22 protein-coding genes and 6 tRNA genes are annotated in these 23,806 nt (G+C 72.8%); 15 read left to right on the forward strand and 13 right to left on the reverse strand.

All coding sequences use genetic code 11. From position 1 onward, the window contains the following. The first annotated feature begins 87 nt into the window (after window positions 1-87). The 4 genes from QPK52_RS13970 (at window position 88) to purM (ending at window position 3,913) form a co-directional block, all read left to right on the forward strand. A complete protein-coding gene (locus QPK52_RS13970) occupies window positions 88-216 on the forward strand; it encodes a hypothetical protein (RefSeq protein ID WP_410537816.1) in 129 nt (42 codons plus the stop codon). A 66-nt stretch (window positions 217-282) separates the two neighbouring features. Next, complete coding sequence (locus tag QPK52_RS13975; RefSeq protein WP_410537817.1) at window positions 283-1,086, forward strand: sterol carrier family protein; 804 nt, start codon at window positions 283-285, stop codon at window positions 1,084-1,086. An 87-nt stretch (window positions 1,087-1,173) separates the two neighbouring features. After that, window positions 1,174-2,733, forward strand: a complete 1,560-nt coding sequence (gene purF / locus QPK52_RS13980) for an amidophosphoribosyltransferase (protein ID WP_093663094.1) — start codon at window positions 1,174-1,176, stop codon at window positions 2,731-2,733. A 94-nt stretch (window positions 2,734-2,827) separates the two neighbouring features. After that, window positions 2,828-3,913, forward strand: a complete 1,086-nt coding sequence (gene purM, locus QPK52_RS13985; RefSeq protein WP_410537818.1) for a phosphoribosylformylglycinamidine cyclo-ligase — start codon at window positions 2,828-2,830, stop codon at window positions 3,911-3,913. A gap of 103 nt (window positions 3,914-4,016) precedes the next feature. Here the strand turns inward: purM and QPK52_RS13990 are convergent, their stop codons facing one another. Continuing rightward, window positions 4,017-4,295 (reverse strand): DUF3073 domain-containing protein, encoded by a 279-nt coding sequence (locus QPK52_RS13990; protein ID WP_410537819.1) that lies wholly within the window; start codon window positions 4,293-4,295, stop codon window positions 4,017-4,019. A 327-nt stretch (window positions 4,296-4,622) separates the two neighbouring features. Continuing rightward, window positions 4,623-5,795 carry a Leu/Phe/Val dehydrogenase gene (locus QPK52_RS13995; RefSeq protein WP_410537820.1) on the reverse strand — a complete coding sequence of 391 codons (1,173 nt, stop codon included), beginning with the start codon at window positions 5,793-5,795 and terminating at the stop codon, window positions 4,623-4,625. A 203-nt stretch (window positions 5,796-5,998) separates the two neighbouring features. Here QPK52_RS13995 and QPK52_RS14000 point away from each other — a divergent pair, with 203 nt between their 5' ends. Both QPK52_RS14000 and bldC read left to right on the forward strand, forming a co-directional pair. After that, complete coding sequence (locus QPK52_RS14000; protein ID WP_410537821.1) at window positions 5,999-6,853, forward strand: hypothetical protein; 855 nt, start codon at window positions 5,999-6,001, stop codon at window positions 6,851-6,853. 510 nt (window positions 6,854-7,363) lie between these two features. After that, a complete protein-coding gene (bldC, locus tag QPK52_RS14005) occupies window positions 7,364-7,570 on the forward strand; it encodes a developmental transcriptional regulator BldC (protein ID WP_020869672.1) in 207 nt (68 codons plus the stop codon). 629 nt (window positions 7,571-8,199) lie between these two features. On the opposite strand, the gene QPK52_RS14010 is transcribed toward bldC, so the two are convergent. The 3 genes from QPK52_RS14010 to hrpA form a co-directional block, all read right to left on the reverse strand. Further along, window positions 8,200-8,490, reverse strand: a complete 291-nt coding sequence (locus tag QPK52_RS14010) for a DUF6274 family protein (RefSeq protein WP_410537822.1) — start codon at window positions 8,488-8,490, stop codon at window positions 8,200-8,202. Between the two features lie 131 nt (window positions 8,491-8,621). Continuing rightward, window positions 8,622-8,696, reverse strand: a tRNA-Asp gene (locus QPK52_RS14015). A 93-nt stretch (window positions 8,697-8,789) separates the two neighbouring features. Continuing rightward, window positions 8,790-12,836, reverse strand: a complete 4,047-nt coding sequence (gene hrpA, locus QPK52_RS14020) for an ATP-dependent RNA helicase HrpA (protein WP_410537823.1) — start codon at window positions 12,834-12,836, stop codon at window positions 8,790-8,792. A gap of 343 nt (window positions 12,837-13,179) precedes the next feature. Between hrpA and QPK52_RS14025 the strand changes: the two genes are divergently transcribed. Next, complete coding sequence (locus tag QPK52_RS14025; protein WP_410537824.1) at window positions 13,180-14,154, forward strand: ABC transporter permease; 975 nt, start codon at window positions 13,180-13,182, stop codon at window positions 14,152-14,154. Between the two features lie 31 nt (window positions 14,155-14,185). On the opposite strand, the gene QPK52_RS14030 is transcribed toward QPK52_RS14025, so the two are convergent. The 3 genes from QPK52_RS14030 to QPK52_RS14040 form a co-directional block, all read right to left on the reverse strand. Continuing rightward, the gene (locus QPK52_RS14030) at window positions 14,186-14,437 is read right to left on the reverse strand and encodes a DUF2087 domain-containing protein (protein ID WP_410537825.1); all 252 of its coding nucleotides are present in this window, start codon (window positions 14,435-14,437) and stop codon (window positions 14,186-14,188) included. A 6-nt stretch (window positions 14,438-14,443) separates the two neighbouring features. After that, window positions 14,444-14,500: transfer RNA gene (locus QPK52_RS14035), tRNA-OTHER, on the reverse strand. 255 nt (window positions 14,501-14,755) lie between these two features. After that, window positions 14,756-14,974, reverse strand: a complete 219-nt coding sequence (locus tag QPK52_RS14040; RefSeq protein WP_344632375.1) for a cold shock domain-containing protein — start codon at window positions 14,972-14,974, stop codon at window positions 14,756-14,758. Between the two features lie 35 nt (window positions 14,975-15,009). Between QPK52_RS14040 and QPK52_RS14045 the strand changes: the two genes are divergently transcribed. Continuing rightward, complete coding sequence (locus QPK52_RS14045) at window positions 15,010-15,390, forward strand: tyrosine-type recombinase/integrase (RefSeq protein WP_410537826.1); 381 nt, start codon at window positions 15,010-15,012, stop codon at window positions 15,388-15,390. Between the two features lie 99 nt (window positions 15,391-15,489). Here the strand turns inward: QPK52_RS14045 and QPK52_RS14050 are convergent. From QPK52_RS14050 to QPK52_RS14065, 4 genes are all read right to left on the reverse strand, one after another. Next, window positions 15,490-15,563 (reverse strand) — tRNA-Phe (locus QPK52_RS14050). A gap of 4 nt (window positions 15,564-15,567) precedes the next feature. Next, window positions 15,568-15,642, reverse strand: a tRNA-Asp gene (locus QPK52_RS14055). A 38-nt stretch (window positions 15,643-15,680) separates the two neighbouring features. Continuing rightward, window positions 15,681-15,753: transfer RNA gene (locus tag QPK52_RS14060), tRNA-Glu, on the reverse strand. 102 nt (window positions 15,754-15,855) lie between these two features. Further along, complete coding sequence (locus tag QPK52_RS14065; protein ID WP_410537827.1) at window positions 15,856-17,487, reverse strand: metallophosphoesterase family protein; 1,632 nt, start codon at window positions 17,485-17,487, stop codon at window positions 15,856-15,858. 129 nt (window positions 17,488-17,616) lie between these two features. Here QPK52_RS14065 and QPK52_RS14070 point away from each other — a divergent pair, with 129 nt between their 5' ends. From QPK52_RS14070 to QPK52_RS14100, 7 genes are all read left to right on the forward strand, one after another. Then, window positions 17,617-17,979: a metallopeptidase family protein gene (locus QPK52_RS14070; protein WP_218158319.1), complete on the forward strand. Its 363-nt coding sequence runs from the start codon at window positions 17,617-17,619 to the stop codon at window positions 17,977-17,979. Continuing rightward, window positions 17,976-18,482: a FluC/FEX family fluoride channel gene (locus QPK52_RS14075; protein ID WP_410537828.1), complete on the forward strand. Its 507-nt coding sequence runs from the start codon at window positions 17,976-17,978 to the stop codon at window positions 18,480-18,482. The genes QPK52_RS14070 and QPK52_RS14075 overlap by 4 nt, the downstream gene beginning before the upstream one ends. Continuing rightward, entirely contained in the window at window positions 18,479-18,853 is a 375-nt protein-coding gene (crcB, locus tag QPK52_RS14080; protein ID WP_410537829.1) for a fluoride efflux transporter CrcB, read from the forward strand. The genes QPK52_RS14075 and crcB overlap by 4 nt, the downstream gene beginning before the upstream one ends. A 1,064-nt stretch (window positions 18,854-19,917) precedes the next feature. After that, window positions 19,918-21,885, forward strand: coding sequence for a DEAD/DEAH box helicase (locus QPK52_RS14085; RefSeq protein ID WP_410537830.1), 1,968 nt, complete (start codon window positions 19,918-19,920; stop codon window positions 21,883-21,885). A gap of 207 nt (window positions 21,886-22,092) precedes the next feature. Then, a tRNA-Lys gene (locus QPK52_RS14090) sits at window positions 22,093-22,165 on the forward strand. A gap of 244 nt (window positions 22,166-22,409) precedes the next feature. Next, window positions 22,410-22,766 carry a PRC-barrel domain-containing protein gene (locus QPK52_RS14095; RefSeq protein ID WP_410537831.1) on the forward strand — a complete coding sequence of 119 codons (357 nt, stop codon included), beginning with the start codon at window positions 22,410-22,412 and terminating at the stop codon, window positions 22,764-22,766. A 53-nt stretch (window positions 22,767-22,819) separates the two neighbouring features. After that, entirely contained in the window at window positions 22,820-22,981 is a 162-nt protein-coding gene (locus QPK52_RS14100; RefSeq protein ID WP_177214130.1) for a hypothetical protein, read from the forward strand. A 48-nt stretch (window positions 22,982-23,029) separates the two neighbouring features. Here the strand turns inward: QPK52_RS14100 and QPK52_RS14105 are convergent, their stop codons facing one another. Then, window positions 23,030-23,803: a hypothetical protein gene (locus QPK52_RS14105; protein ID WP_410537832.1), complete on the reverse strand. Its 774-nt coding sequence runs from the start codon at window positions 23,801-23,803 to the stop codon at window positions 23,030-23,032. Between the last annotated feature and the right edge of the window lie 3 nt (window positions 23,804-23,806).

Raw genomic sequence — 23,806 nt, forward strand, 5'->3', positions numbered from 1 at the left:
GCGAGGGGCAGGGGGCCGGACGGGAGCCCGGCGAACGGCTCCGGCCGGCTGCCCGACCGGGTGCCGGAGGCCCGTACCGGCGACCGCGTGCGGCAGGAGCGCTGCCTGCTGAGCGTCACCGGCGAGACTTGGTGGATGAGCGCGGAGAGCTCCTTCGGGGGCGCCGCCGGCGGCGTCTCGGCCGACCCCGTCGGCGACGACCGGAAGGGGAGCTGATCCGCATCGGCGCCCGACCGGCGGGTAACCTCCTGCCGCGGTCACGCGGCGTTCTACTCTGACGCCATGCCTCCGGTGAAGCGCAAGCCCAGGACGTACGACCCGGCCCTGGTGCGGGCCGGGCTCATCGGGCAGGTGGAGGCCGTGCGCAACGCCGTACACGGTCTCACCCCCGACCAGCTGGCCCGGCCCTCCGGGCTGCCCGGCTGGGACGTACGCCACCTGGTGGTCCACATCGCCGGGCAGATCGAGGCGGTGCCCCGGCTGCTCGCCGAGCCCCCGCCCCGGGCCACCGCGCCGGAGACGGACCTGAACACCTGGGCGGTCTCCGTGGCCGGCGCCGCCCACGAGCTCGACGAGGCGACCCGCAGGCACGCGCGGGCGTACGACAGCGCGGCCCGCGCGGTGGACGACGCCGTCGAGGAGCTGGAGCCGGTGCTGGAGCAGGCCGTGCGCGCGGACGTGCTGCTGCCGCACTCCTTCGGCGCGATGCGGGCGCTGGACTTCACCGTGACCCGCCTGCTGGAGCTGGTGGTGCACAGCGACGACCTCACCCGGGCCACCGGCGTGCGCGTCCCGCTGGTCCGCCAGGCCCTGGCGACGACCGTGCGGCTGCTGGCGGACGCGCTGGCCGCCAAGGCGCCCGGCGCCTCGGTGGAGGTGCGGATCCCGCCCTTCGCGGTCGTCCAGTGCGTGGCGGGCCCGCGGCACACCCGCGGCACCCCGCCGAACGTGGTGGAGACCGATCCGCTGACCTGGATCCGGCTGGCGACCGGCCGTACCGACTGGCTGGGGGAGCTGGATGCGGCGCATCTCACAGCGAGCGGCGAGCGCGCCGATCTGCGCGACCACCTCCCTGTACTGGAGTGATGACCTGCGGTGGACGGCCGCCGGGGCCCGGGGGAAGCGGCGGTCCCGGGTACTGAGCACCGCGGGACCTGTCCTAGACTCGGTGGTGTGCCACGTGGTGACGGACGACTCAACCACGACCTGCTCCCCGGAGAGAAGGGCCCCCAGGACGCCTGCGGCGTCTTCGGAGTCTGGGCCCCGGGGGAAGAGGTCGCCAAGCTCACCTATTTCGGGCTGTACGCGCTACAGCACCGGGGACAGGAGTCCGCGGGCATCGCGGTGAGCAACGGCTCCCAGATCCTCGTCTTCAAGGACATGGGCCTGGTCTCCCAGGTCTTCGACGAAACCTCCCTCGGTTCCCTCAAGGGCCACATCGCGGTCGGCCACGCGCGCTACTCCACCACCGGCGCCTCGGTGTGGGAGAACGCCCAGCCCACCTTCCGGGCCACCGCCCAGGGCTCGATCGCGCTGGGCCACAACGGCAACCTGGTCAACACCGCCGAGCTGGCCGGGATGGTCGCCGCGCTGCCCAGCACGGGCGGCCGGGCCACCCAGGTCGCCGCCACCAACGACACCGACCTGGTCACCGCCCTGCTGGCGGGCCAGGTGGACGACGAGGGCAGGCCGCTCACCGTCGAGCAGGCCGCCCCCAGGGTCCTGCCGGAGGTCAAGGGCGCGTTCAGCCTGGTCTTCATGGACGAGCACACCCTCTACGCCGCCCGCGATCCGCAGGGCATACGCCCGCTGGTGCTCGGCCGGCTGGAGCGCGGCTGGGTGGTGGCCTCCGAGACCGCGGCCCTGGACATCGTCGGCGCGTCCTTCATCCGGGAGATCGAGCCCGGCGAGATGGTCGCCATCGACGAGGACGGGCTGCGCACCCAGCGCTTCGCGGATGCGAAGCCGAAGGGCTGTGTCTTCGAGTACGTCTACCTCGCGCGCCCCGACACCGACATCGCGGGCCGCAACGTCTACCTCTCCCGCGTGGAGATGGGCCGCCGGCTGGCCGCCGAGGCCCCGGCCGAGGCGGACCTGGTCATAGCGACCCCGGAGTCCGGCACCCCGGCCGCGGTCGGCTACGCCGAGGCCAGCGGCATCCCGTACGGCAGCGGCCTGGTCAAGAACTCCTACGTGGGCCGGACGTTCATCCAGCCCTCGCAGACCATCCGCCAGCTCGGCATCCGCCTCAAGCTCAACCCCCTCAAGGAGGTCATCCGCGGCAAGCGCCTGGTGGTCGTCGACGACTCGATCGTCCGCGGCAACACCCAGCGCGCCCTGGTGCGGATGCTGCGCGAGGCGGGCGCGGCCGAGGTCCACGTGCGGATCAGCTCGCCGCCCATCAAGTGGCCGTGCTTCTTCGGCATCGACTTCGCCACCCGCGCCGAGCTGATCGCCAACGGCCTGTCGGTCGAGGAGATCGGCACTTCGCTGGGGGCGGACTCCCTGGCGTACATCTCGCTGGAGGGCATGGTCGAGGCGACCACCATCGCCAAGCCGAACCTGTGCCGGGCCTGCTTCGACGGGGAGTACCCGATGGAGCTTCCGGACCCCGGGCTGCTGGGCAAGCACCTGCTGGAGTCCGAGACCGCCGAGGCGTCCAGCGCCGACCCCGACGGGGTGCGGAGCCTGCTCGCGGGCCCCGGCGCGGCCGACGCGCTGCGCAGGCCCTGACCCCGCCGGCCCGCCGGCGGCCGTTCCGGCGGGCCGACCGGCCGCCGACCGTCCCGGTGAGCCACCGCGCCACCGTCCGTCCCAGAGGAAGACCATGACCTCCACGAACCCGACCCCGGCCGGCCAGGGCGCCAGCTACGCCGCCGCCGGAGTGGACATCGAGGCGGGCGACCGCGCCGTCACGCTGATGAAGGAGTGGGTGGGCAAGGCCCGCCGGCCCGAGAGCATCGGGACCCTCGGCGGCTTCGCGGGCCTCTTCGACGCCTCCGCGCTGAAGGGTTACCGGCGTCCGCTGCTGGCCTCGGCCACCGACGGCGTGGGCACCAAGGTCGCCGTCGCGCAGAGGATGGGCGTCCACGACACCATCGGCCACGACCTGGTGGCGATGGTCGTGGACGATCTGGTGGTCTGCGGCGCCGAGCCGCTGTTCATGACCGACTACATCAGCGTGGGCAAGGTCGTCCCCGAGCGGGTCGCGTCGATCGTCAAGGGCATCGCCGAGGGCTGCGTCCTGGCGGGCTGCGCCCTGGTCGGCGGCGAGACGGCCGAGCACCCGGGTCTGATGGGCCCGGACGAGTACGACGTGGCGGGCGCGGGAACGGGCGTCGTGGAGGCCGACGAGATCCTGGGAGCGGACCGCATCCGCCCGGGCGACGCGGTTGTCGCGATGGGCGCCTCCGGCCTTCACTCCAACGGGTACTCGCTGGTGCGGCACGTGTTCTTCGACCGGGCGGGCTGGTCGCTGGACCGCCATGTCGAGGACTTCGGCCGCACGCTGGGCGAGGAGCTGCTGGAGCCCACCAAGATCTACTCGCTGGACTGCCTGGCGCTGACGAGGGCCACCGAGGTGCACGCCTTCTCGCACATCACCGGCGGCGGACTGGCCGGCAACCTCGCGCGTGTCGTGCCCGACGGACTGCACGCCACCGTGGACCGCTCCACCTGGAGCCCGGCCGCGGTCTTCCGGACGGTCGGCGAGCTGGGCGGGGTCGAGCGCGCGGAGCTGGAGAAGACCCTCAACATGGGCGTCGGCATGGTCGCCGTCGTCCCGCCGGAGTCGGTCGGCGCCACGCTGTCCCTGCTGGGCGAGCGAGGTGTGGACGCCTGGGTCGCCGGCGAGGTCTCCGAGCGCGGCGACCGCGGTGAGGCCGTCGCCCTCACCGGGGACTACGCGAGCTGAGCGCGGGAGCACGGACAGGATCAAAACCCGGTCCGGCGATGGCCGGACCGGGTGATGACCGCTATCGGTATGAGACCGCTGTCCTCAGTGGACGACGACGTCCTCAGGCGCGGCGTCGGTGGTTCGACGGTGAGGAGGACCCGCGGGAGTCGACCGACGGGTCGTCGCCCTCCGCGTCCTCGTCATCGTCGTTGTACAGATCCGCGTACCGTGCGTACGGGTCGTCCAGCTCATCGTCCTCGAACCGCTCGCCGTTCGGCGGCTGACTCGATGTCGATGCGCCCAGCTCCTCAGCCAGGCGTGCAAGATCAGTCCCACCGCTGTTGTACTTCAGCTGGCGGGCGACCTTTGTCTGCTTGGCCTTGGCCCGGCCGCGCCCCATGGCTCGACCCCCTCAACGACGGGGCTCAACGGCCCCAGAGTCTTGACACGCGTTCACGATGCGGAGCGGACCCTCGATATCGATCGAGAGACCGTCCGTGGAGCTTCAACGGTACCTGCTTCCGTGGCCGTACGGTACGCCGCCCGCACGACACGGCCGGTGCCCGCCCTGCCTGGTGACCATTTCTCCGCTGGTCAGTGACGATTTTACCTTCTGTCCGCCCGGTCACCCGCCCAGGGGTGGTGAGGGATGTCTCCCCCACCACCCGTCACCGACGGTGATGTCCTCGTGGACGCTGGGTCAGGACGGCCGGACCGGAGCCGCGGGTCAGTTCCCGCCGCCGGTCCTGCGGGCCTCGGCCATCCGCTGCTCGGCGATGCGGTCGGCCGCCACCGCCGGCGGCACGCCGTCGGCCGCGGCGCGCTCGAAGATCGCCAGCGTGGTGTCGTGGATCTTCTCGGCCTTCGCCTTCGCGCGTGCGAAGTCGAAGCCGTGGAGTTCGTCCGCGACCTGGATCACGCCGCCGGAGTTCACCACGTAGTCGGGCGCGTAGAGGACGCCCCGGTCGGCGAGGTCCTTCTCGACGCCCGGGTGGGCGAGCTGGTTGTTGGCCGCGCCGCAGACCACCTTCGCGGTGAGCACGGCGACCGTCTCGTCGTTCAGGGCGCCGCCGAGCGCGCAGGGCGCGTACACGTCCAGGCCCTCGGTGCGGATCAGCGCGTCGGTGTCGGCGACCGCCGTCACCTCCGGGTGCGCGGCCGTGATGTGCTCGACCGCCTCGGGGCGCACGTCCGTGACCAGGACCTCGGCGCCCTCGTCGAGCAGGTGGCCCACCAGGTGGCGGCCGACCTTGCCGATGCCCGCGACGCCGACCTTCCGCCCGCGCAGCGAGGCGTCCCCCCACAGGTGCTTCGCGCTGGCGCGCATGCCCTGGTAGACGCCGAAGGCGGTGAGCACGGAGGAGTCGCCGGCGCCGCCGTTCTCGGGGGAGCGGCCGGTCGTCCAGCGGCAGGTGCGCGAGACCACGTCCATGTCCTGGACGTAGGTGCCGACGTCGCAGGCGGTGACGTAGCGGCCGCCGAGGGAGGCGACGAAGCGGCCGTAGGCCTCCAGCAGGGCCTCGGTCTTGTGCTGCTCGGGGTCACCGATGATCACGGCCTTGCCGCCGCCGTGGTCCAGCCCGGCGAGCGCGTTCTTGTACGACATGCCGCGGGCGAGGTTGAGCGCGTCCCTGACGGCGGCCTCCTCCGGGTCCTCCTCGGAGGCGTACGCGTGGAAGCGGGTGCCGCCCAGGGCCGGGCCCAGGGCCGTGGAGTGGATGGCGATGACCGCCTTCAGGCCGGTCTCGCGGTCCTGGCAGAGGACGACCTGCTCATGCCCGCCCTGCTCGGAGTGGAACAGGGTGTGCAGGACCGAACCGGTGGTGTGCTGCGCGCTCACGGCGCTCTCTGAGCCGTCTCGGTGTCCGTCGACGCTGACGGCGGGACGTACGTCAGTCACGGTGGTGACTCCTGTATGTCGCGGAAGGGTGCCCTTCCAGCATTCTCCCGCTTGTGGCGGGGGGACGCGGGGCGGGCCGGTTGGCATGAGGGTACGGCCTGACGGCCCCCGGGAGTACGGGTGTGCAGTTGCGGTGCCACGATCAGGGTATTGAACTGCCGTTGTCCGCCCCCTCGGCCCGCTGCTCCGGGAGGAAGAATCCCTTGGCCCTCACTACTCCGGTGGCCGTCCCGTACGCGTCCTACCTGCGGGTCTACGAGCCGCTGGCCGCCTTTCCCGAGCCGGAGCGCTCCCACTGGGCCCGCTACGCCCGCCGCGGGAGCCTGCCGGGGGCGCAGGACGAGCTGCGCCGGTCGCTGGCGGATCTGGTGCCGGTGCCGCCCGTGGTGGTGCCGGTGCGCGAGAGCGCGGACGCCTTCGTGGCCGAGGTGGACGGGGTGCTGTGCGTCTGCCCCTGGCGGACCAGGCTGCGGGGCTGGCAGGCGCTGGCCGGACTCGGCGACGAGCTGCCGGCACCGGTGCTGGACGCGGCGGTGCCGCCGGTGGTGCGGCGCGAGGCGGCGGCGGACTACGACCGCTGGCGGGAGCGGAACCCGGACGCCCGGCCGTGGATCCGCTCGGCGACCTGGCACGTGCCGGTGCGCTGGTTCGTGCTCTTCGCTGACGAGGAGCGCGAGTACGGCAAGGGGGCGGACGGCGGCGGCGCGGGGGAGGGGCTCGTCCTGCGCTACCGCACTCCGATGGTGCAGGCGCGGCGGCGGGTGGCGCGCGCGCTGAAGGTGCTGCGCGAGGAGCTGGAGGACAGCCCGCTGGTCGACGGGCTGGTGGACGTCGGACGCTGGCTGGAGGAGTTCCACCCGCGGTCGATGGTGGAGCTGGACTACGGCGGACTGGTGTATACCATCCCGGAGGAGCAGCTGGCCTCGGACCACTCCGCGGCCGACACCGCGGAGGGGCTGGCGGCGCTGCGGGAGGGCGACGGCGAGCGCGCGAGCGCGGCCTACGAGCGGCTGACCGAGCGCTGGCGGGCGGTACGGCACCGCGGGCTGGCCAGTTGAGGCGTTCCGCGAGGGCGGTCCCGGGACGCTGAGACACCCGGTGTGCGCGAAACTGTCTGTTCCGGTCCGTTCCGGGCCTTCGCGCCGGGGATGCCCCAAGGTGACCGACCGCACTTAACGGGGTCTTGCCTTGAAGGACATCTCTCGTGCCAAAATAGGACAAGGAGTCCGGAGGGGGCTTCATCCGTCCAACTAAGGTCGGATCCATCGGTATTGCGCTCCTTTCCAGGGGGCTGGAGAGGTCCGCTCACGTTGTAACCGATCGTCACGATGGTGTGACCGTCCGTTATGACACGGTCCATCGGCTTCCGTCGAGGTTGGACACCTGAGAGGGCAATTCCATCGGTTTGGCCGACGTGGCTGGACAGATGGTGTAGTTGTAGTGCCGAGGACAAGCCGTTCGTCCTATAACCGACTCGGCCCGCGTCCGCCATTTCGGGCAACGCGGGTCAAGGTGCAGAATTTAGAGGAAAGAACCGTGATGGTTCGGTTCTCCCGAGGAGGCCGCTCATGACCGCTCGCACCCCTGATGCCGAGCCGCTGCTGACCCCGGCTGAGGTTGCCACCATGTTCCGTGTGGACCCGAAGACGGTCACGCGCTGGGCCAAGGCAGGCAAGCTCACGTCCATCCGCACGCTCGGAGGGCACCGCCGCTACCGCGAGGCGGAGGTGCGCGCTCTGCTCGCGGGCATCCCGCAGCAGCGCAGCGAGGGTTGAACAACCCCGTGAATCGGGCGTGACGGGGCCCCCAACCCGCTTCGCCGCCCGACTCTGTACCACCTTCAGGGCCGGTGTCCCCACGCGGCCTGAACGTCGATCACGCTGGACTCCGCCGGGTCCAGCGCGATCTCCGCGTACTCCCTCGCTTCTTCGCGTCGTCGTCGCGCCGACAGGGCCCCTTGCCCGGAATCCGTTCCGGGCAAGGGGCCCTGTCGTGTTCCAACCGGCCCCGCTCCGCGCTAGGTTCACCGCCGCCGGCCGGAGAGGCCGCGGGGGTGCGGGAGGCGCCCGGAGGGCCCTGTGAGGCCCGTCCGCGGGCCCCGGGCGGGGGGCGTGCGGAGGCATCGGGAGGGGCGCTCGGGTGCAGTGCAATTGCACATATTAAATTTACCCAATGTGGGAAGGGGTTGAATTCCTTCCTCTGATCAACCGATTCGGTGACTCCCGTCACACGGCGTAGGTCTTGCCTGTCCCAACTACCGTACGGTAGTGGGAAATAAGCGTACGACGCCCCGCAATCGGGCCTTCGGCCGGGTTCCGGCGCACGGCCGGCCGCCGCTCGTGCGCCGCCGGGCCGCAGCCCGGTCGCGCGGGCCGCGCCGCGACCGGAGGGTCCGTCAGGTCGCTCAGGCGGCGTCGGGGCCCGGCCGGGCCTGACGGGGCGGCTCGGGGTCCTGCCCGGGCCGTACGGCCGGTGCGGGCCGCACGAGCGGCACGGGCGGTTCCGGGCGCGGGACGGAGGAAGGGGCCGCGGACGGCCCGCCGGGGCGCTCGCCCGCCGGCTCCATCGCCAGCCGCTGCAGCCGGTGGCAGACCGGGCAGTGCCGGGTGGCGTGGCCGTAACGGGTCGCGGCGGACAGATGGGCCCGCAGCAGGGCCCGTGTCTCGTGCCGCGGATACTCCGGAGTCGTCGGCATCGCGCCCACCTCCCTGTAGCAGGGGTACCCGCGGCCTGAGGAGCCGTCAAGACGGCCTGCGCGCCCGGGACGCCGGGGAGCGCGCAAAACGGCCAGTGGCCCGGATCCGCTGGGATCCGGGCCACTCGATGCGGTCCTGACGGGATTTGAACCCGCGGCCTCCACCTTGACAGGGTGGCGAGCACTCCAAACTGCTCCACAGGACCTGGAAGCCGCAGCCGGGGCGCCCCCCGAGCTGCGAGAAGGACTCTACAGCAGCTCAGGGGCGCAAAGCGAACTCACCCAGAGTGCCGCTCCCGCTACCGGGCCGCCGGCGCCGCCGCGTCCACCGCCTTCACGATGCGCTTGTCCGAGACCGGATACGCCGTGCCCAGGGCGTGCGCGAAGTAGCTGACCCGCAGTTCCTCGATCATCCAGCGGATCTCCCGGGCCTCCCGCGGCACCGGCCGCCCCGGCGGGAACTGCTCCAGCAGCCACTCGTACTCGTCCCGCATCTCCTTCACCTTCGCCATCCGGGCGCGGTCCCGGTCGGCATTGGTCGGGAGCTGCTGGAGACGGCGGTCCACGGCCGTCAGATAGCGCAGCAGGTCCGGCAGGCGCCGGGCCCCGTGGGCGGTCACGAAGCCCGGGCCGACCAGTTCCGTCAGCTGCTGCCGCACATCCGCGAGGTTCGGCGCCAGCGTCGGACTGCCCGACAGCGGGGGCGACTTCATCCGCCGCTCGCACGACTGCCAGGCGGCGAGCACCTCGCGCACCTGCCGCACCGTCGCCACCGTCGCGTCGGTGATGTCGGCGCGCACGGCGTCGTAGAGCTTGCGGAAGCCCTCCTCGTCCCAGGCCGGACCGCCGTGTGCCGCGATCAGCCGGTCGGCGGCGGCCGTCACGCAGTCCTCGAACAGCGCCTGGACGCTGCCGTGCGGGGAGGCGGCGAGGGAGAGCCTGTCCTGGTTGGTCAGCTTGGACTGGGCGAACTTGGCCGGATTGGAGGGGAGGTTGAGCAGGATCAGGCGGCGCGTGCCGCGCCACATCGCCTCGCGCTGCTCGTCCTCGGTGTCGAAGAGCTTCACGGACACCGAGCCGCCGTCGTCCACCAGCGCCGGGTACGCCTTGACCGGCTGACCGGCCCGCCGGGTCTCGAAGGTGCGCGGCAGGGCGCCGACGGTCCAGGAGGTCAGCCCGGTGCGCTGCTCCAGGCCGGCGCCGGAGCCCTCACCGCCCTTCTCCCGGGCGGAGTCGAACGCCTCGGACAGCGCGGCCCGGGTGCGCGGCCGCAGGGCGTCCCTCAGCTCCTCCAGGTCCTTGCTCTCGGCGTCGCCGGACACCTTGCGCCGGCGCTCGTCCACGACCCGGAAGGTGATCCTCAGGTGGTCGGGGACCTTGGAGAGGTCGAAGTCGTCCGGGGTCACCCGCACCCCCGTCATCCGCGTCAGCTCCCGCGCCAGCACGGCCGTCAGGGGCTGGTTCAGCGTGCCCTCCGGGATGCCGCCGTCCTGCCCGGCGACGGTGTCCAGGAAGCGCCGGGCGAAGTCGGGGGCGGGGACGTAGTTGCGGCGGATCGGCTTGGGCAGCGAGCGGATCAGCTCGGTGACCAGATCCGCGCGGAGCCCCGGGATCTGCCAGTCGAAGCCCTCGGAGGCGGCCTGGTTGAGCACCTGGAGGGGGATGTGGACGGTGACGCCGTCGGCGTCCGCGCCCGGCTCGAACTGGTACGTCACCCGGAACCTCAGCCTGCCCTGGCGCCAGGAGTCGGGGTAGTCGTCCTTGGTGACCCGCCCGGCCCGCTCGTTGATGAGCATGGACTTCTCGAAGTTGAGCAGGTCCGGCTCCTCCTGGCGCTTGCGCTTCCACCAGGAGTCGAAGTGCGCCCCGGAGACGACGTGTTCGGGGATGCGCCGGTCGTAGAAGTCGAACAGCGTCTCGTCGTCGACGAGGATGTCGCGGCGGCGGGCCCGGTGCTCCAGCTCCTCCACCTCGCCCAGCAGCCTGCGGTTGTCGTGGAAGAACCGGTGGTGGGTGCGCCAGTCGCCCTCCACCAGGGCGTTGCGGATGAACAGCTCGCGGCAGGTCTCCGGATCGATGCGCCCGTAGTTCACCTTGCGCTGGGCCACGACGGGCACGCCGTACAGCGTCACCTTCTCGTAGGCCATCACCGCCGCCTGCTTCTGCTCCCAGTGCGGCTCGCTGTAGGTGCGCTTGACCAGATGGCCGGCGAGCGGCTCGATCCAGTCCGGGTCGATCTTCGCGTTGACCCGCGCCCACAGCCGGGAGGTCTCCACCAGCTCGGCCGACATGATCCAGCGCGGCGGCTTCCTGAACAGCGCGGAGCCGGGGAAGACGGCGAACCTGGCGCTGCGCGCGCCCAGGTACTCGTTGCCCTTCGCGCTCTCCCTCCCGCTCTCACCCGGGGAACTCTTCCCGCTCTCCTTGACGTCCTTGAGCCCGATGTGCGACAGCAGACCCGCCAGCAGAGACTGGTGGACGCGGTCGGCGTCCGCGTCCTGGTCGTTCATGTGGACGCCCATGGACTTGGCCACCTGGCGGAGCTGGACGTAGATGTCCTGCCACTCGCGTATGCGCAGGTAGTTGAGGAACTCGGACCTGCACATGCGGCGGAAGGCCGAGGAGGACAGCTCCTTCTGCCGCTCGCGCACGTAGCGCCACAGGTTGAGCAGGGCGAGGAAGTCGCTGTTCTCGTCGCGGAACCGGGCGTGCTGCTGGTCGGCCTGCTGCTGCTTGTCGGCGGGGCGTTCGCGCGGATCCTGGATGGACAGCGCCGCGGCGATCACCATGACCTCGCGGACGCAGCCGTTGCGGTCGGCCTCCAGCACCATCCGCGCCAGCCGCGGATCGACGGGGAACTGCGCCAGCTTCCGGCCCGTCTCCGTCAGGCGCTTGCGCGGGTCCTTCTGCTTGGGGTCGAGCGCGCCCAGCTCCTCCAGCAGCTGCACACCGGCCTTGATGCTGCGGTGGTCCGGCGGGTCGATGAAGGGGAAGCGCTCGATGTCGCCGAGCCCGGCGGCGGTCATCTGGAGGATGACGGAGGCCAGGTTGGTGCGCAGGATCTCCGGGTCGGTGAACTCCGGGCGGGAGAGGAAGTCCTCCTCGGAGTACAGCCGGATGCAGATGCCGTCCGAGGTGCGGCCGCAGCGGCCCTTGCGCTGGTTGGCGCTGGCCTGCGAGACCGGCTCGATCGGCAGCCGCTGGACCTTGGTGCGGTGGCTGTAGCGGGAGATGCGGGCGGTGCCGGTGTCGATGACGTACTTGATGCCGGGGACGGTCAGCGACGTCTCGGCGACGTTGGTGGCCAGCACGATCCGCCGCCCGCCGTGTTTCTGGAACACCCGGTGCTGCTCGGCGTGCGACAGCCGCGCGTACAGCGGCAGCACCTCGGTGGAGCGCAGATTCCGCTTGTTCAGCGCGTCGGCGGTGTCGCGGATCTCCCGCTCGCCGGAGAGGAAGACCAGGATGTCGCCCGGCCCCTCGGCCTGGAGCTCGTCGACCGCCTCGCAGATCGCGGTGACCTGGTCCCGGTCGGGGTTGTCGCCCTCCTCCTCCAGCAGCGGCCGGTAGCGGACCTCCACCGGGTACGTACGGCCGGACACCTCGATGATCGGGGCGTCGCCGAAGTGGCGGGAGAAGCGCTCGGGGTCGATCGTCGCGGAGGTGATGACGACCTTGAGGTCCGGGCGGCGGGGGAGGAGCCGGGCGAGGTAGCCCAGCAGGAAGTCGATGTTGAGGCTGCGCTCGTGCGCCTCGTCGATGATGATCGTGTCGTACCGGCGCAGCTCGCGGTCGGTCTGGATCTCGGCCAGCAGGATGCCGTCCGTCATCAGCTTGACCAGGGTGTCCTCGCCCACCTGGTCGGTGAAGCGGACCTTCCAGCCCACCGCCCCGCCCAGCGGGGTGCGCAGCTCCTCGGCGACGCGCTCGGCCACCGTGCGGGCCGCGATCCGGCGCGGCTGGGTGTGCCCGATCAGCCCCTTCACCCCGCGCCCGAGCTCCAGGCAGATCTTGGGGATCTGGGTGGTCTTGCCGGAGCCGGTCTCGCCCGCGACGATCACGACCTGGTTGTCGCGGACCGCCTCGAGGATCTCGTCCTTCTTCTGGCTGACGGGGAGCTGCTCGGGGTAGTCGATCGCCGGCACGGCGTCCCGCCGGGCGGCCACGCGCAGCTCGGCGCGCTCGACCTCGGCGGCGATCTCCGCGAGCACGGCGCGCCGCGCCTCCGGCTTGCGGATGCGGCGGGCGCCCTCCAGTCGGCGGCCGAGCCGCTGCTGGTCGCGCAGCATCAGCTCGGGCAGTCGTTCCAGGACGGCGGGGAGGCTGGGATCAGACACAGTGGACATACGGCCTCCAGGATCGCACCCGCACCGAGTGCCGGGCGAATCAATTCACCGCTCCTCGTGACCGGTGTGCGGTGTTGTGGGTGAAATGACTGTCTAGGGTGAGCGCATGAGCGACCGGCGCCACCCCCTCCCCGATGGTCCCGATGGTCCCGAAGAACCCGATGGTCCGGACGGACCCGCCCGCACCGGCCGCCCCGACGACTCGGGCGGCCCCGGCGGCCCGCGCACCGCGCACGGCTCTCATGATGCCCGCGCCGGGCGGAGAACCGGAGAGGGCCGCCGGGGAGGGGGTGCCGCCGGACGGTGGCGGCGCTTCAGGGAGTCGCCCTTCCTGCCCGCCACCGTGCTGTCGCTGCTCATCGCCGTCGCGGCCGGGCTCTTCGCCGGCTCGTACACCTACGCCATGGCCGACCCCACCCCGCGCCGCATCCCCGTCGCGGTCGTCGGCGCCACCGAGAGCGCCGCGGCCCACCGGGAGCGCGCGGAGGCCTTCGCCGACGCCGTGGGCGAGGACCTGCGCTCCTCCCTGGAACTGCACGAGTACCCCACCACCGCGGCGGCGGGCGAGGCCCTGGAGTCGCAGCAGGTCTTCGCCGTGCTGCGCATCCCCGCCGACCCCGGCCGGGAGCAGCCGGTGCTGGAGGTCTCCAGCGCCTCGGGCGCCTCCGTCGCCGAGCTGCTGACCGAGGCCGCCCGCTCGGTGGGCGAGGAGACCGGGCTGCGGGTGGCGGTGCGGGACGCCAAGCCGCTGGACCCGGGCGACCCGCGCGGCCTGGCCCTCTTCTACGTCACCCTCGCGGCGGTGGTCACCGGCTTCATCGGGGCCATCCAGATGAGCGTCCACGCCAGGGACCTGAACCCCTCCGAGCGGATCGCCTTCACGGCCGCCTACTCGCTGCTCGGCGGCTTCGCCATCGCCGCGGCCGTGGACTGGCTGCTGAACGCGGTCGACTTCCCCTTCGTCCACTCCTGGATGATCCTCGCCCTGACCATGTTCACCTCGGGCATGGTCTTCACCATGTTCCAGGCGCTGATCGGACGCTGGGCCATGCTCCCCACCTGGGGGCTGATGGTCCTCATCGGCAACCCCTCCTCCGGAGGAGCGGTGTCCTGGCCCCTGCTGCCCTCACTGCTGGGCACCGTCGGCCGCTGGCTCCCGCCGGGGGCCTCCGTCAACGCCCAGCACACGGCCGTCTACTTCCCCGACCACCTGCATGCGCAGCCCTACCTGGTGCTGGCCGCCTGGGCGGTCGTCTCCTGCGCCGTCTTCTGGATCCGGCGCCACCGGCACCCGGGAGGCCGGGACGGCGGCTCCTGACCGGCCCGCGGCCCGCGGCCCGCGGCGCCGCTCAGGGGCGCCAGTACCGGCCGTCCTCGCGCCTGAGCAGGCACTCGTCGATCAGATAGCGCCGCACCGTCACATGGTCGGTGCCCCCGCCCTCGCACCACGTGCGCAGCCGGTCGTCCACCTCGCGCTCGCCGTAGACCCGGCCGGTCTCGAGGGAGCGCTCCACCACATGCTCCAGGACCGGCAGCCGCCTGCCCTTCCTGGCCGGCAGGATGAAAGCCCCGCTCCCGGAGACCCGGATCGGGGCTTTCACCTGCGGTGGCTGGGGCCGGGGTCGAACCGGCGACCTTCCGCTTTTCAGGCGAGTTGACCGTACGGAGTGGATCCCCCTCCGGCCCGGCAACGACCAGCGTTGACAGCTCACGACGTACGGCTGCGTTCAGCGGCGTTCGCCGACGTTGCCGTCAGACTGCCGTCAGCCGCGTCCGGCGACGGCGCGGTCGACGTATGGGGGATTCGACCTGACCACCGCCTTACAAGTTCGATCAGCCGGACGCCACTGCATGCCGCACTGAAGGGTGCGGGGGCAGGACGAGCTGCGGGGGACCGTGGGCGTGCGCCGTCGCTGACGTCAGGCTGGCCGAGGGACGATGTTCACCGCTCGGTAGGCGTACCCGTCCTGCCCGGGGGCTTCCCACTGGAGGTCTACTCGCTGTCCCGGTGACAGCGTGCGGAACCCTTCCATCTGGATGTGGGAGTAGTGGCCCCAACATCCGCCAGGAGTCTCGGGGGAGTCGAGCACGCCCCACCCTTCCTCGTCGCGCCACTCGCGGACAGTCGCAACCACCATAAGAGAAACCTTACGAGTTTTTCCTGGGGAGGCCCATGGCGGGCGTGGGTTCACGCGGTCGGCGGACCGGGCAGGTGCGTAAAGCCGTCGGAGCCGACCCCCGGCCACGACGGCGCCTCCTCGTCCTCAGCCAGGGCGCTTGCTGCTGGTGCGCGGCCGGCGGCTCGCCCGTGGACCCCCGCAACCTGAACCGCCACTGGTACGCCCTCCAGAAGCGGACCGGCCCGGAGGGCTACCGCTTCCATGATCTGCGTCACTCCTTCGTCTCGCTGCTGCTCGGCCTCGGCGCGGCGCCCCACATCGTCCGGGAGATCGCCGGTCACAGTGATCTGCAAGTCACGCTCGGGGTGTACGCCCACGCCTCGGCGGAGGAGAAGAGGAAGGCGCTGACGCAGCTCAGCAAGCTGTTCGAGTGAGCGGCGGCGAGCCCCGCTGCCGTCGTACTGCCGTCAGTACGCCAACGCGAAACCCCCGCCGATGATCTCGACGGGGGTTTCTGCCCTGGTGGGCTGCGGTGGCTGGGGCCGGGGTCGAACCGGCGACCTTCCGCTTTTCAGGCGGACGCTCGTACCAACTGAGCTACCCAGCCGCAGCGGTCCTGACGGGATTTGAACCCGCGGCCTCCACCTTGACAGGGTGGCGAGCACTCCAAACTGCTCCACAGGACCAAGCGATGTACGAGCACCAGTCTCGCACAGGTTGTGCGTGCCCCCAACGGGATTCGAACCCGTGCTACCGCCTTGAAAGGGCGGCGTCCTGGGCCACTAGACGATGAGGGCTGATGGCCCACCTGGGCGCTTCTCAGCGCGTCGGGGACGTGAGAAGCATATGGGATGGCGGGACGGATCGCCAAAACGGATTTCCGGCGGGGCCCGGGCGGGCTAACCGACGGGCTCCCCGGACGGCGACCGGGACGGGGGCGGCGAGCCGGAAGGGGAGGGTGAGGGCGAGCCGGAGGGGGACCCGGACGGAGACGGGGACGGGGAGCCGCCCGGCTCCACCTCCTCCGGCAGATGGCGGCTGACCTCGGCCGTCGTCAGGCCCAGGCCGCCCAGGGTGATCTCGTCCCACGCCTGGAGCCGCTTGGTGTCCCGGTCCAGGTAGAGCACCGAGGCCATCACCTTCTGCGGCTCGTCGCCCTCCACGGCCCGCAGCCCGCCGCCGCCCGTGGAGCCCTCGATCATCAGCCGGGTGCCCTCCTCCATCACCCGCGCCTCCCGCCGGTGGACGTGGCCGGCCAGCACCAGGGGCACGTCGCCGTCCGTCTGCTGGGCCGCCACCGGGTTGTGCGCGACGGCGATGTGCACCGGCCTGCCCGCCTCCGCGCTCTTGCGCAGGGCCGCGGACAGCTTCCGGCCCGCGGCGCGCTCGGCCGGGTCGCCCTCGGCGACCACCGAGCGGTCCGGGGTGAACTGCGGGTCGCCGATGCCCGCGATCCGCAGGCCGCCCGCGGTCACCGGCTTCCCGTCGTCCAGGACGTGGGTGTTGTCCAGCTCCTCGATGTACTCCTGGGTGGTGCGCGAGTCGTGGTTGCCGCGCACCCACACGTACGGCGCGCCGAGGTCCTCGACCGGGTCCAGGAAGCCGTTCTCGGCGGCGGTGCCGTGGTCCATGGTGTCGCCCGCGTCGATGATCACGTCGATGTCGTACTGCTCGACCAGCGACCTGATGATGTGCCACGCGGCCGGGTTGAGGTGGATGTCGGAGACGTGCAGCACGCGGATGGTGCTGGGGTCCGGCTGGTAGACGGGGAGCGTGGACGTGGCGTCGTAGAGCTTGGTGACGTTGGTGACCAGGCGCGCCAGTTCCTGCTGGTAGACGTCGAACTCGGTGACGATGCTGCGCGCGTTGCCCACCACGCTCGGTGCGCTGGCCAGCAGTCCGGAGAACTTCGGCTCCAGCAGCGACTTCGGGTTCCACGTCGCGTAGGCACTCGCGCCGGAGGCCGCCAGGAGCGCGAGCGCGAGGCCGCCCGCCGCGAGCGCGCGCCGCGGGCGCCGGTAGACGGCCAGGCCGAGCGCCGTGGCGCCGGTGACCACCGCGACGGAGGCCTTCACCGCCAGGTCCCGTGTGCCGGACTGCACATCGCGGGTGATCTGCTCCTCCAGGCCGCTGATCCGCTCCGGGCGGTCTATCAGTGCCTGGGCGCGCTCGGGGTTGAGCTGGTCGATGTCGACGTCCAGGGCGAGCGGTGCGAGGTGGCTGTCCAGTTCGAGCGCGCCCAGCGGCGGCACGCTGATCTCGGTGCCCCCGGTCAGCGAGGGGCGCAGCGACATCCGGGTGTCCACCGGCCCCACGTCCGCCTTCACGCTGCCCACGACGAGCAGTCCCAGCCAGGCGCCGAGCAGTGTGACGGCGACCAGCGCGAGCGCGCGGGCGTACGGGTGGGAAGTGTGGCTCAGGGAGTACACCGGCGCGGGCCGGTGCGCCCGGAAGCGGCGCCGCAGAGCACGGGGAACGGCTGCGGCCCAGCGGGCGGGAGCCCGGAGCGGCCGGAGGGGTTCTCGGCTCATGCCGTGCCATATGCCCGTCCGGATGGCGACTATGCGGCGGCCGCCCGGCGTCCGCGCGGCGGCCGCCCGGTACGCCGCTCCGCGCACCGCTTCGTGTGCCGTCCGCGCGCCGTGGCGGACAATGGGCGCGTGCTGGAGATGACGCGCGAGGAGTTCGAGGAACTGGTGGCCGAGGCGCTCGACCGGATCCCGCCGGAGCTGACGCGGCTCATGGACAACGTCGCGGTGTTCGTGGAGGACGAGCCGCCCGCCGAGGATCCCGAACTGCTCGGGCTCTACGAGGGCACGCCGCTGACCGAACGCGGCGAGTGGTACGCGGGCGTCCTGCCGGACCGCATCACCGTCTACCGCGGGCCGACCCTGCGGATGTGCGAGCGCGACGGCGGCGACCGGCAGATGGTCGTCGAGGAGGTGGAGATCACCGTGGTGCACGAGATCGCCCACCACTTCGGCATCGACGACGAGCGGCTGCACGACCTGGGATACGCGTGAGCGGAGCTCCGGGGGAGGCCCCGGACGACGGGGCGACCGACCCCGACGTCGATCTGCGCGTACCCGCCCACCGCGCCGAGACCGCCGGAGCACACGCGGTGGCCGTCCTCGCCGCCGTCGCGGCGGGCGGTGCGCTCGGCGCCTGTGCCCGCTACGGCCTGACGCCGCTGCGGCCCGCGGAGCCCGGCGGCTTCCCCTGGACCGTCCTCGCCGTCAACGCCGCCGGGTGCGCGCTGATCGGCGTGCTGATGGCGCTGCTGGAGGAGCCCGGCGGGAGGGCATCCGGCGGGACGCGGCCGCGCCACCCGCTGGCTCGGCCCTTCCTGGGCACGGGGGTCCTGGGCGGCTTCACCACCGTCTCCGCGTACGCGCTCGACGCCGTACGGCTGCTGGAGGAGGGCGCCGCGGGCACCGCGCTGCTGTACCTGGGCGCCACCCTGGCCGCCGCCCTCGGCGCCGTGTGGGCGGCCACCGCCGCGACCCGGGCGGCGGTGGCGCGGTGAGCTGGCTCCTGGTGGCGCTCGGCGGCGCGGCGGGCGCGTGCCTGCGGTACGCGGTGGACCGCGCGGTGCAGTCGCGGCACGAGTCGGTCCTCCCCTGGGGCACCCTCACCGCCAACGCCGCCGGCAGCCTGCTGCTGGGTCTGGTGACCGGGGCCGTCGAGGCGGGGGCGGCGGGGCCGGGGGCCGCCGCGCTGCTCGGTACGGGGCTGTGCGGCGCGCTGACGACGTACTCGACCTTCTCCTACGAGACGCTGCGGCTGGCCGAACGCGGTCACGGGCGGGCGGCGCTGGCGAACGCTGCCGTCACGCCGCCGGTCGCCCTGGGTGCGGTGTGGGCGGGTCTGGAGCTGACGCGTTACCTGTCGGGCTGACGGGAGTTGGGCAGGGGGAGCCCGCCCGACCCCGCCTCCCGGAGGTGCCGCCCGTGCGCCCGTCCCGCCCCGCCCGCCGTGAACCCGCACGCGAGCCCACACGCCGCGAACCCACCCGCGAACCCACCCGCGGGCCCGCTCGTGCGGACGCCCGCACGAGCGTCCGCACGGCCGCCGGTGCGCTGCTGCTGGCCACCCTCAGCGGCTGCATGACGGTCGGCTCCTCCGGCGGCGAGGGGGAGGGCGACGGGCGGCAGCCGGCCGGGCACCGGGTCTCCAGGGACGCCGGCGACCCGCAGCCGGGCAGTGCGGTGGCCCCGCGCGGCGGAGGCGGGGAGCGGGGCGCGGAGTACGGGGGACAGGGCGGGCGGAAGGGCCGGGGCGGCGGCGAGGACGGGTCCTCGAAGCGGGCGTCCGGCCCGTCCTCCTCCCCCTCGCCGTCCTCCGCCGCCCCGTCGGCAGGCGCTCCGCGCCCGAAGAAGCCCTCCCCGTCGGCGAGTTCGGGCACCGGCGGGGGGCGGACGACCGCCCCGGCCACCCCCTCGCGCACGGCCGCGCCGCCGCCCGCGGATCCCACGACCCCGACCGCCGAGCCCACCCCGTCGCAGGGGAGCGGCGGGGGCGGCGGAGGCGCCGGCGGAGGTGACGGCGACGGCGGGGGCGGCGGTGCGGAGGACGGCCCCGGCGAGGGGGCGGACGCCGACGCGGTACGGAATGAACGGGGGGCCGTCCGTCGTTCACTCCTCGTACGACATCCACGGATCCGGCGGCCCGCAGGACTCAGGCGAACGTCTCGGCCCCGTGGACCGGTAGACTTCACCCCAGGCGGTCGCCACCGCCGTTCCTCCCGCCCCATCGGCAGCGCGGACAAGAGATTTGCGCTCGGGGAGGGGAGGTCGTATGGTGGCAGATCGTTTGCTCCCATTTGCCCGGCGCCGTGAATCAGTAGCGCGCCGTGTGGCGCGTTCCTCACCTGAGCCGTGGCTGACCGCATCGAGGCGGTCTTATGCGAAAACACGGAGTTGCGGGCGCGTGCCATGTGACTCCGAGAGGTTTGTTTCCGCATGTCTGTGACCACCCCCGACGTCGTCCTGCCCGAGGACGAGCCGACGACCACGTTCGCCGACCTCGGCCTGCCCGGCGAGATCGTCCGCAAGCTCGCGCACAACGGCGTCACCGTCCCGTTCCCGATCCAGGCCGCGACCATCCCGGACGCGCTGGAGGGCAAGGACGTCCTCGGCCGCGGCCGCACCGGCTCCGGCAAGACGCTCAGCTTCGGCCTGCCGCTGCTGGCCCGTCTGGCCGGCGGGCGCACCGAGCGCAAGCGCCCCCGCGGCGTCATCCTCACCCCCACCCGTGAGCTGGCCATGCAGGTCAGCGACGCGCTCCAGCCGTACGGCGACGTCCTCGGCCTGAAGCTGAAGGTCGTCTGCGGCGGCACCTCGATGGGCAACCAGATCTCCGCCCTGGAGCGCGGCGTCGACATCCTCGTCGCCACCCCGGGCCGGCTGCGCGACCTGATCAGCCGCGGCGCCTGCTCGCTGGACGACGTGGAGACCGCGATCCTGGACGAGGCCGACCAGATGGCCGACCTGGGCTTCCTGCCCGAGGTCACCGAGCTGCTCGACCTGGTGCCGGCCGGCGGCCAGCGGATGCTGTTCTCCGCCACGCTGGAGAACGAGATCGACACCCTGGTGCGCCGCTACCTCGTCGACCCCGTCCACCACGAGGTGGACGCCGCCCAGGGCGCGGTCACGACGATGAGCCACCACGTGCTGATCGTGAAGCCGCGCGACAAGGCGCCGGTCACCGCCGCCATCGCCGCGCGCAAGGGCCGCACCATCGTCTTCGTCCGCACCCAGCTCGGCGCCGACCGCGTGGCCGAGCAGCTGCGCGAGGCGGGCGTGCGGGCGGACGCGCTGCACGGCGGCATGACGCAGGGCCTGCGCACCCGGACGCTGGCCGACTTCAAGGACGGCCGCGTCAACGTGCTGGTCGCCACCGACGTCGCCGCGCGCGGCATCCACGTCGACGACATCGACCTGGTGCTCAACGTGGACCCGGCCGGTGACCACAAGGACTACCTGCACCGCTCCGGCCGCACCGCCCGCGCGGGCCGCTCCGGCACGGTCGTCTCGCTGGCGCTGCCGCACCAGCGGCGGCAGATCTTCCGGCTGATGGAGGACGCGGGCGTGGACGCCTCGCGCCACGTCATCGGCCGCGGCGACGCCTTCGACGAGGACGTGGTGGAGATCACCGGCGCCCGGTCGCTGACCGAGGTGCAGGCCGAGTCGGCGCTGAACGCCGCCAAGCAGGCCGAGCGCGAGGTGGCCGAGATCACCCGGCAGCTCGAGCGCGCGCAGCGCCGCGCCGCCGAGCTGCGTGAGGAGGCCGACAAGCTGTCGGCGCGCGCCGCCCGCGAGCGGGGCGACGACCCGGAGGCGGCCGTTGCCGCGGTCGCCGAGGCGACCGAGGCGGCGGTGGCCGAGTTCACCGCCGAGGCCGACGCGGCGGAGGCGAAGGCCGCGGCCGAGGCGCGCCGGGCGCGCGAGGAGCGGTCGTACGAGCGCCGCGACGAGCGGGGCAACTTCCGCCGCGACCGCGACCGCGACCGTGACGACCGCCGTCCGTACGGCCGTGACCGCGACCGCGACGACCGCCGTGACGACCGCGGCGACCGGCGCCCGTTCAACCGTGACCGGCGCGACGACCGCGGCGACCGCGGCGACCGTGACGAGCGCCGTCCGTTCAACCGCGACCGCCGTGACGACCGGGGCGGCTTCCGCCGCGACAGCGACCGGCGCGAGTTCGGCCACCGCGGCGGCGGCGACCGCCCGTTCAACCGGGACCGCGACGACCGCCGTCCCTTCAACCGCGACCGCGACCGTGACGACCGCCGCCCGTACGGCCGCCGTGACGACCACCGCGGCGGCGGCTACCAGGGCGGTGGGCACCAGGGCGGCGACCACCGCGGCGGCGGCCGCTCGTTCGACCGCCGTGCGGACAAGCCGCGCTGGAAGCGCAACGGCTGACGCCTGACGGCCGGAAGAACCCGGGGCCCGCTCCGAAGCACCGCTTCGGAGCGGGCTCCTTCCGGTCCTGGGCCCGGTTTCCCTTCCGGTTCCGCGCCCCTCGTCCGGGTGCGCCCGGCCGGCCGGGCGCGGATACGACGCGACGTGCCGTCACACTGTGCCAATGCCTTCGAAGCGCGGCGCCTCTCCGGGCTATGCTTCGGGGGCGGGCCGTTAGCTCAATTGGCAGAGCAGTGGACTTTTAATCCATTGGTTGTGGGTTCGAGTCCCACACGGCCTACTCACCGGGTCCGCCGCGGCGGACCCGGCAGGCGGGTTCGGCGCCCCGGCCGTTCGATCGGCCGGGGCGCCTCCCCTTTCCCCCGCCGCCTCCCGGGGGTTCCACGTCCTCCGTGGTGTTCGCGGTCATCGGGTTCGAAAGCTCCCTTGTGCCGGAAAAGCCGCTTCGGCGTAGCATGGGCTCGGAGCCGGGGCGCCGGTGGTGCGGCGGCTTCGGAGGCCGTCTCCGCCCAGGGAGCTGAACGATGATCCGTCCAGCAGACATCCGCGAGTGGCGCGGCCACGACGTCGTCGACGCGGCGGGGCACAAGGTCGGCCCGCTGGAGGCCGTGTACACCGACACGGCGACCGACGAACCCGCCATGGCCACCGTCCGGATCGGGCTGCCCACCCGCCAGCGCCTGGTGTTCGTGCCCCTGGACGAGGCGGTCGCCGGGCCGGACTACATCAGGGTCCGCTACGACAAGGCGCTGGTGAAGAAGGCTCCCTCCATCGGCACCGACGACGTGCTGCCGGCCGAGGAGGAGGAGCCGATCTTCAGGCACTACGGCATCGCCTACCGCCCGGGTTCCGCGGGCGAGCGGCGGCTGGCACGCGGCTGAACGGCCGGACGGCCGGACGATGGTGAAGACGGCGTGAAGGAGGCACGGACGATATGGCGCTCTTCCTCTTCCTGCTCCTCGTCGCGGCCGTTCTGGGGGTGCTCGGCGCGGTGGTGGAGGGACTGCTCTACCTGCTGTTCATCGGTGTCGCGGTCCTGGTGATCGCGGTCCTCGTCGCCTCCCTGCAGCGCTCCCGCCGACGCGCCGGCCGCTGAGACGGCCGCTGAGACGGCTGCTGGGACGGCTGCTGGGACGCCCGCGGGCTACAGGGCGTCGACCGCGCTCACCTTCCAGCCCTGGGGAGTGCGGGTGAGGGTCATGCGGACGCGGTTGAGGTCCAGCCGGGAGCCGCCGGAGACCTGAGTGCTCTCGGTGACCTGGTTGACGAAGAGCAGGACGACCACCCTGTCCGGCGAGGAGGAGACGACGGACGCCGCCGGGACGCCGCCCTCGGGCCCGGCGACCGTCGCCTTGACGATCCCCTTGTACTTCTCGGCCGTCGGCGCGACCACCTTGGCGGTGGTCCTCTCGTACTCGTCGCGGAAGGAGCCGGTGAGGTGCTTGCGGGCCGCCGCGAAGTCGCGGTCCAGGCGCTTGTGGTGGTACGAGAGGATCACCGGTGCCGCCTTGCGGGCCGCGGCCAGGGCTTCCGAGCGTGCCCGGTGGGTGAGTTCGGCCTCCCGGTGGCGCAGGCCGAGGACGGTGGAGGCGGCCAGGGCGGTCAGGACGAGGACTGCCAGGACTGCGAGGAGGCGCCCGCGGCGGGGGGCCGGCCCGGTCGCCGCGGTTGTCCTTCCGGTCCCGGGCTTCTCACCGGGGTCGCGGCGGCGCGCTTCCGCGCGGATCGGCCGGAGCACCCCCGGCCGGGTGCGCTCGGTGCGGTCCGCGCGCCCCGCACGCCCCGCGCGGTCCGTACGGTCCGCGCGCTCGGTGCGCCCCGTACGCTCCGCGTCCGCCCGGGCCCGCTCGGCGCGTCTGGCCGCGGCGCGGGTGGCGGCGGCGGTGACGGAGCGGTGCCGGAGAGTCGGTTTCGCCATGGT

The organism is Streptomyces sp. KL2, assembly GCF_046529545.1.
GTDB lineage: Bacteria > Actinomycetota > Actinomycetes > Streptomycetales > Streptomycetaceae > Streptomyces > Streptomyces radiopugnans.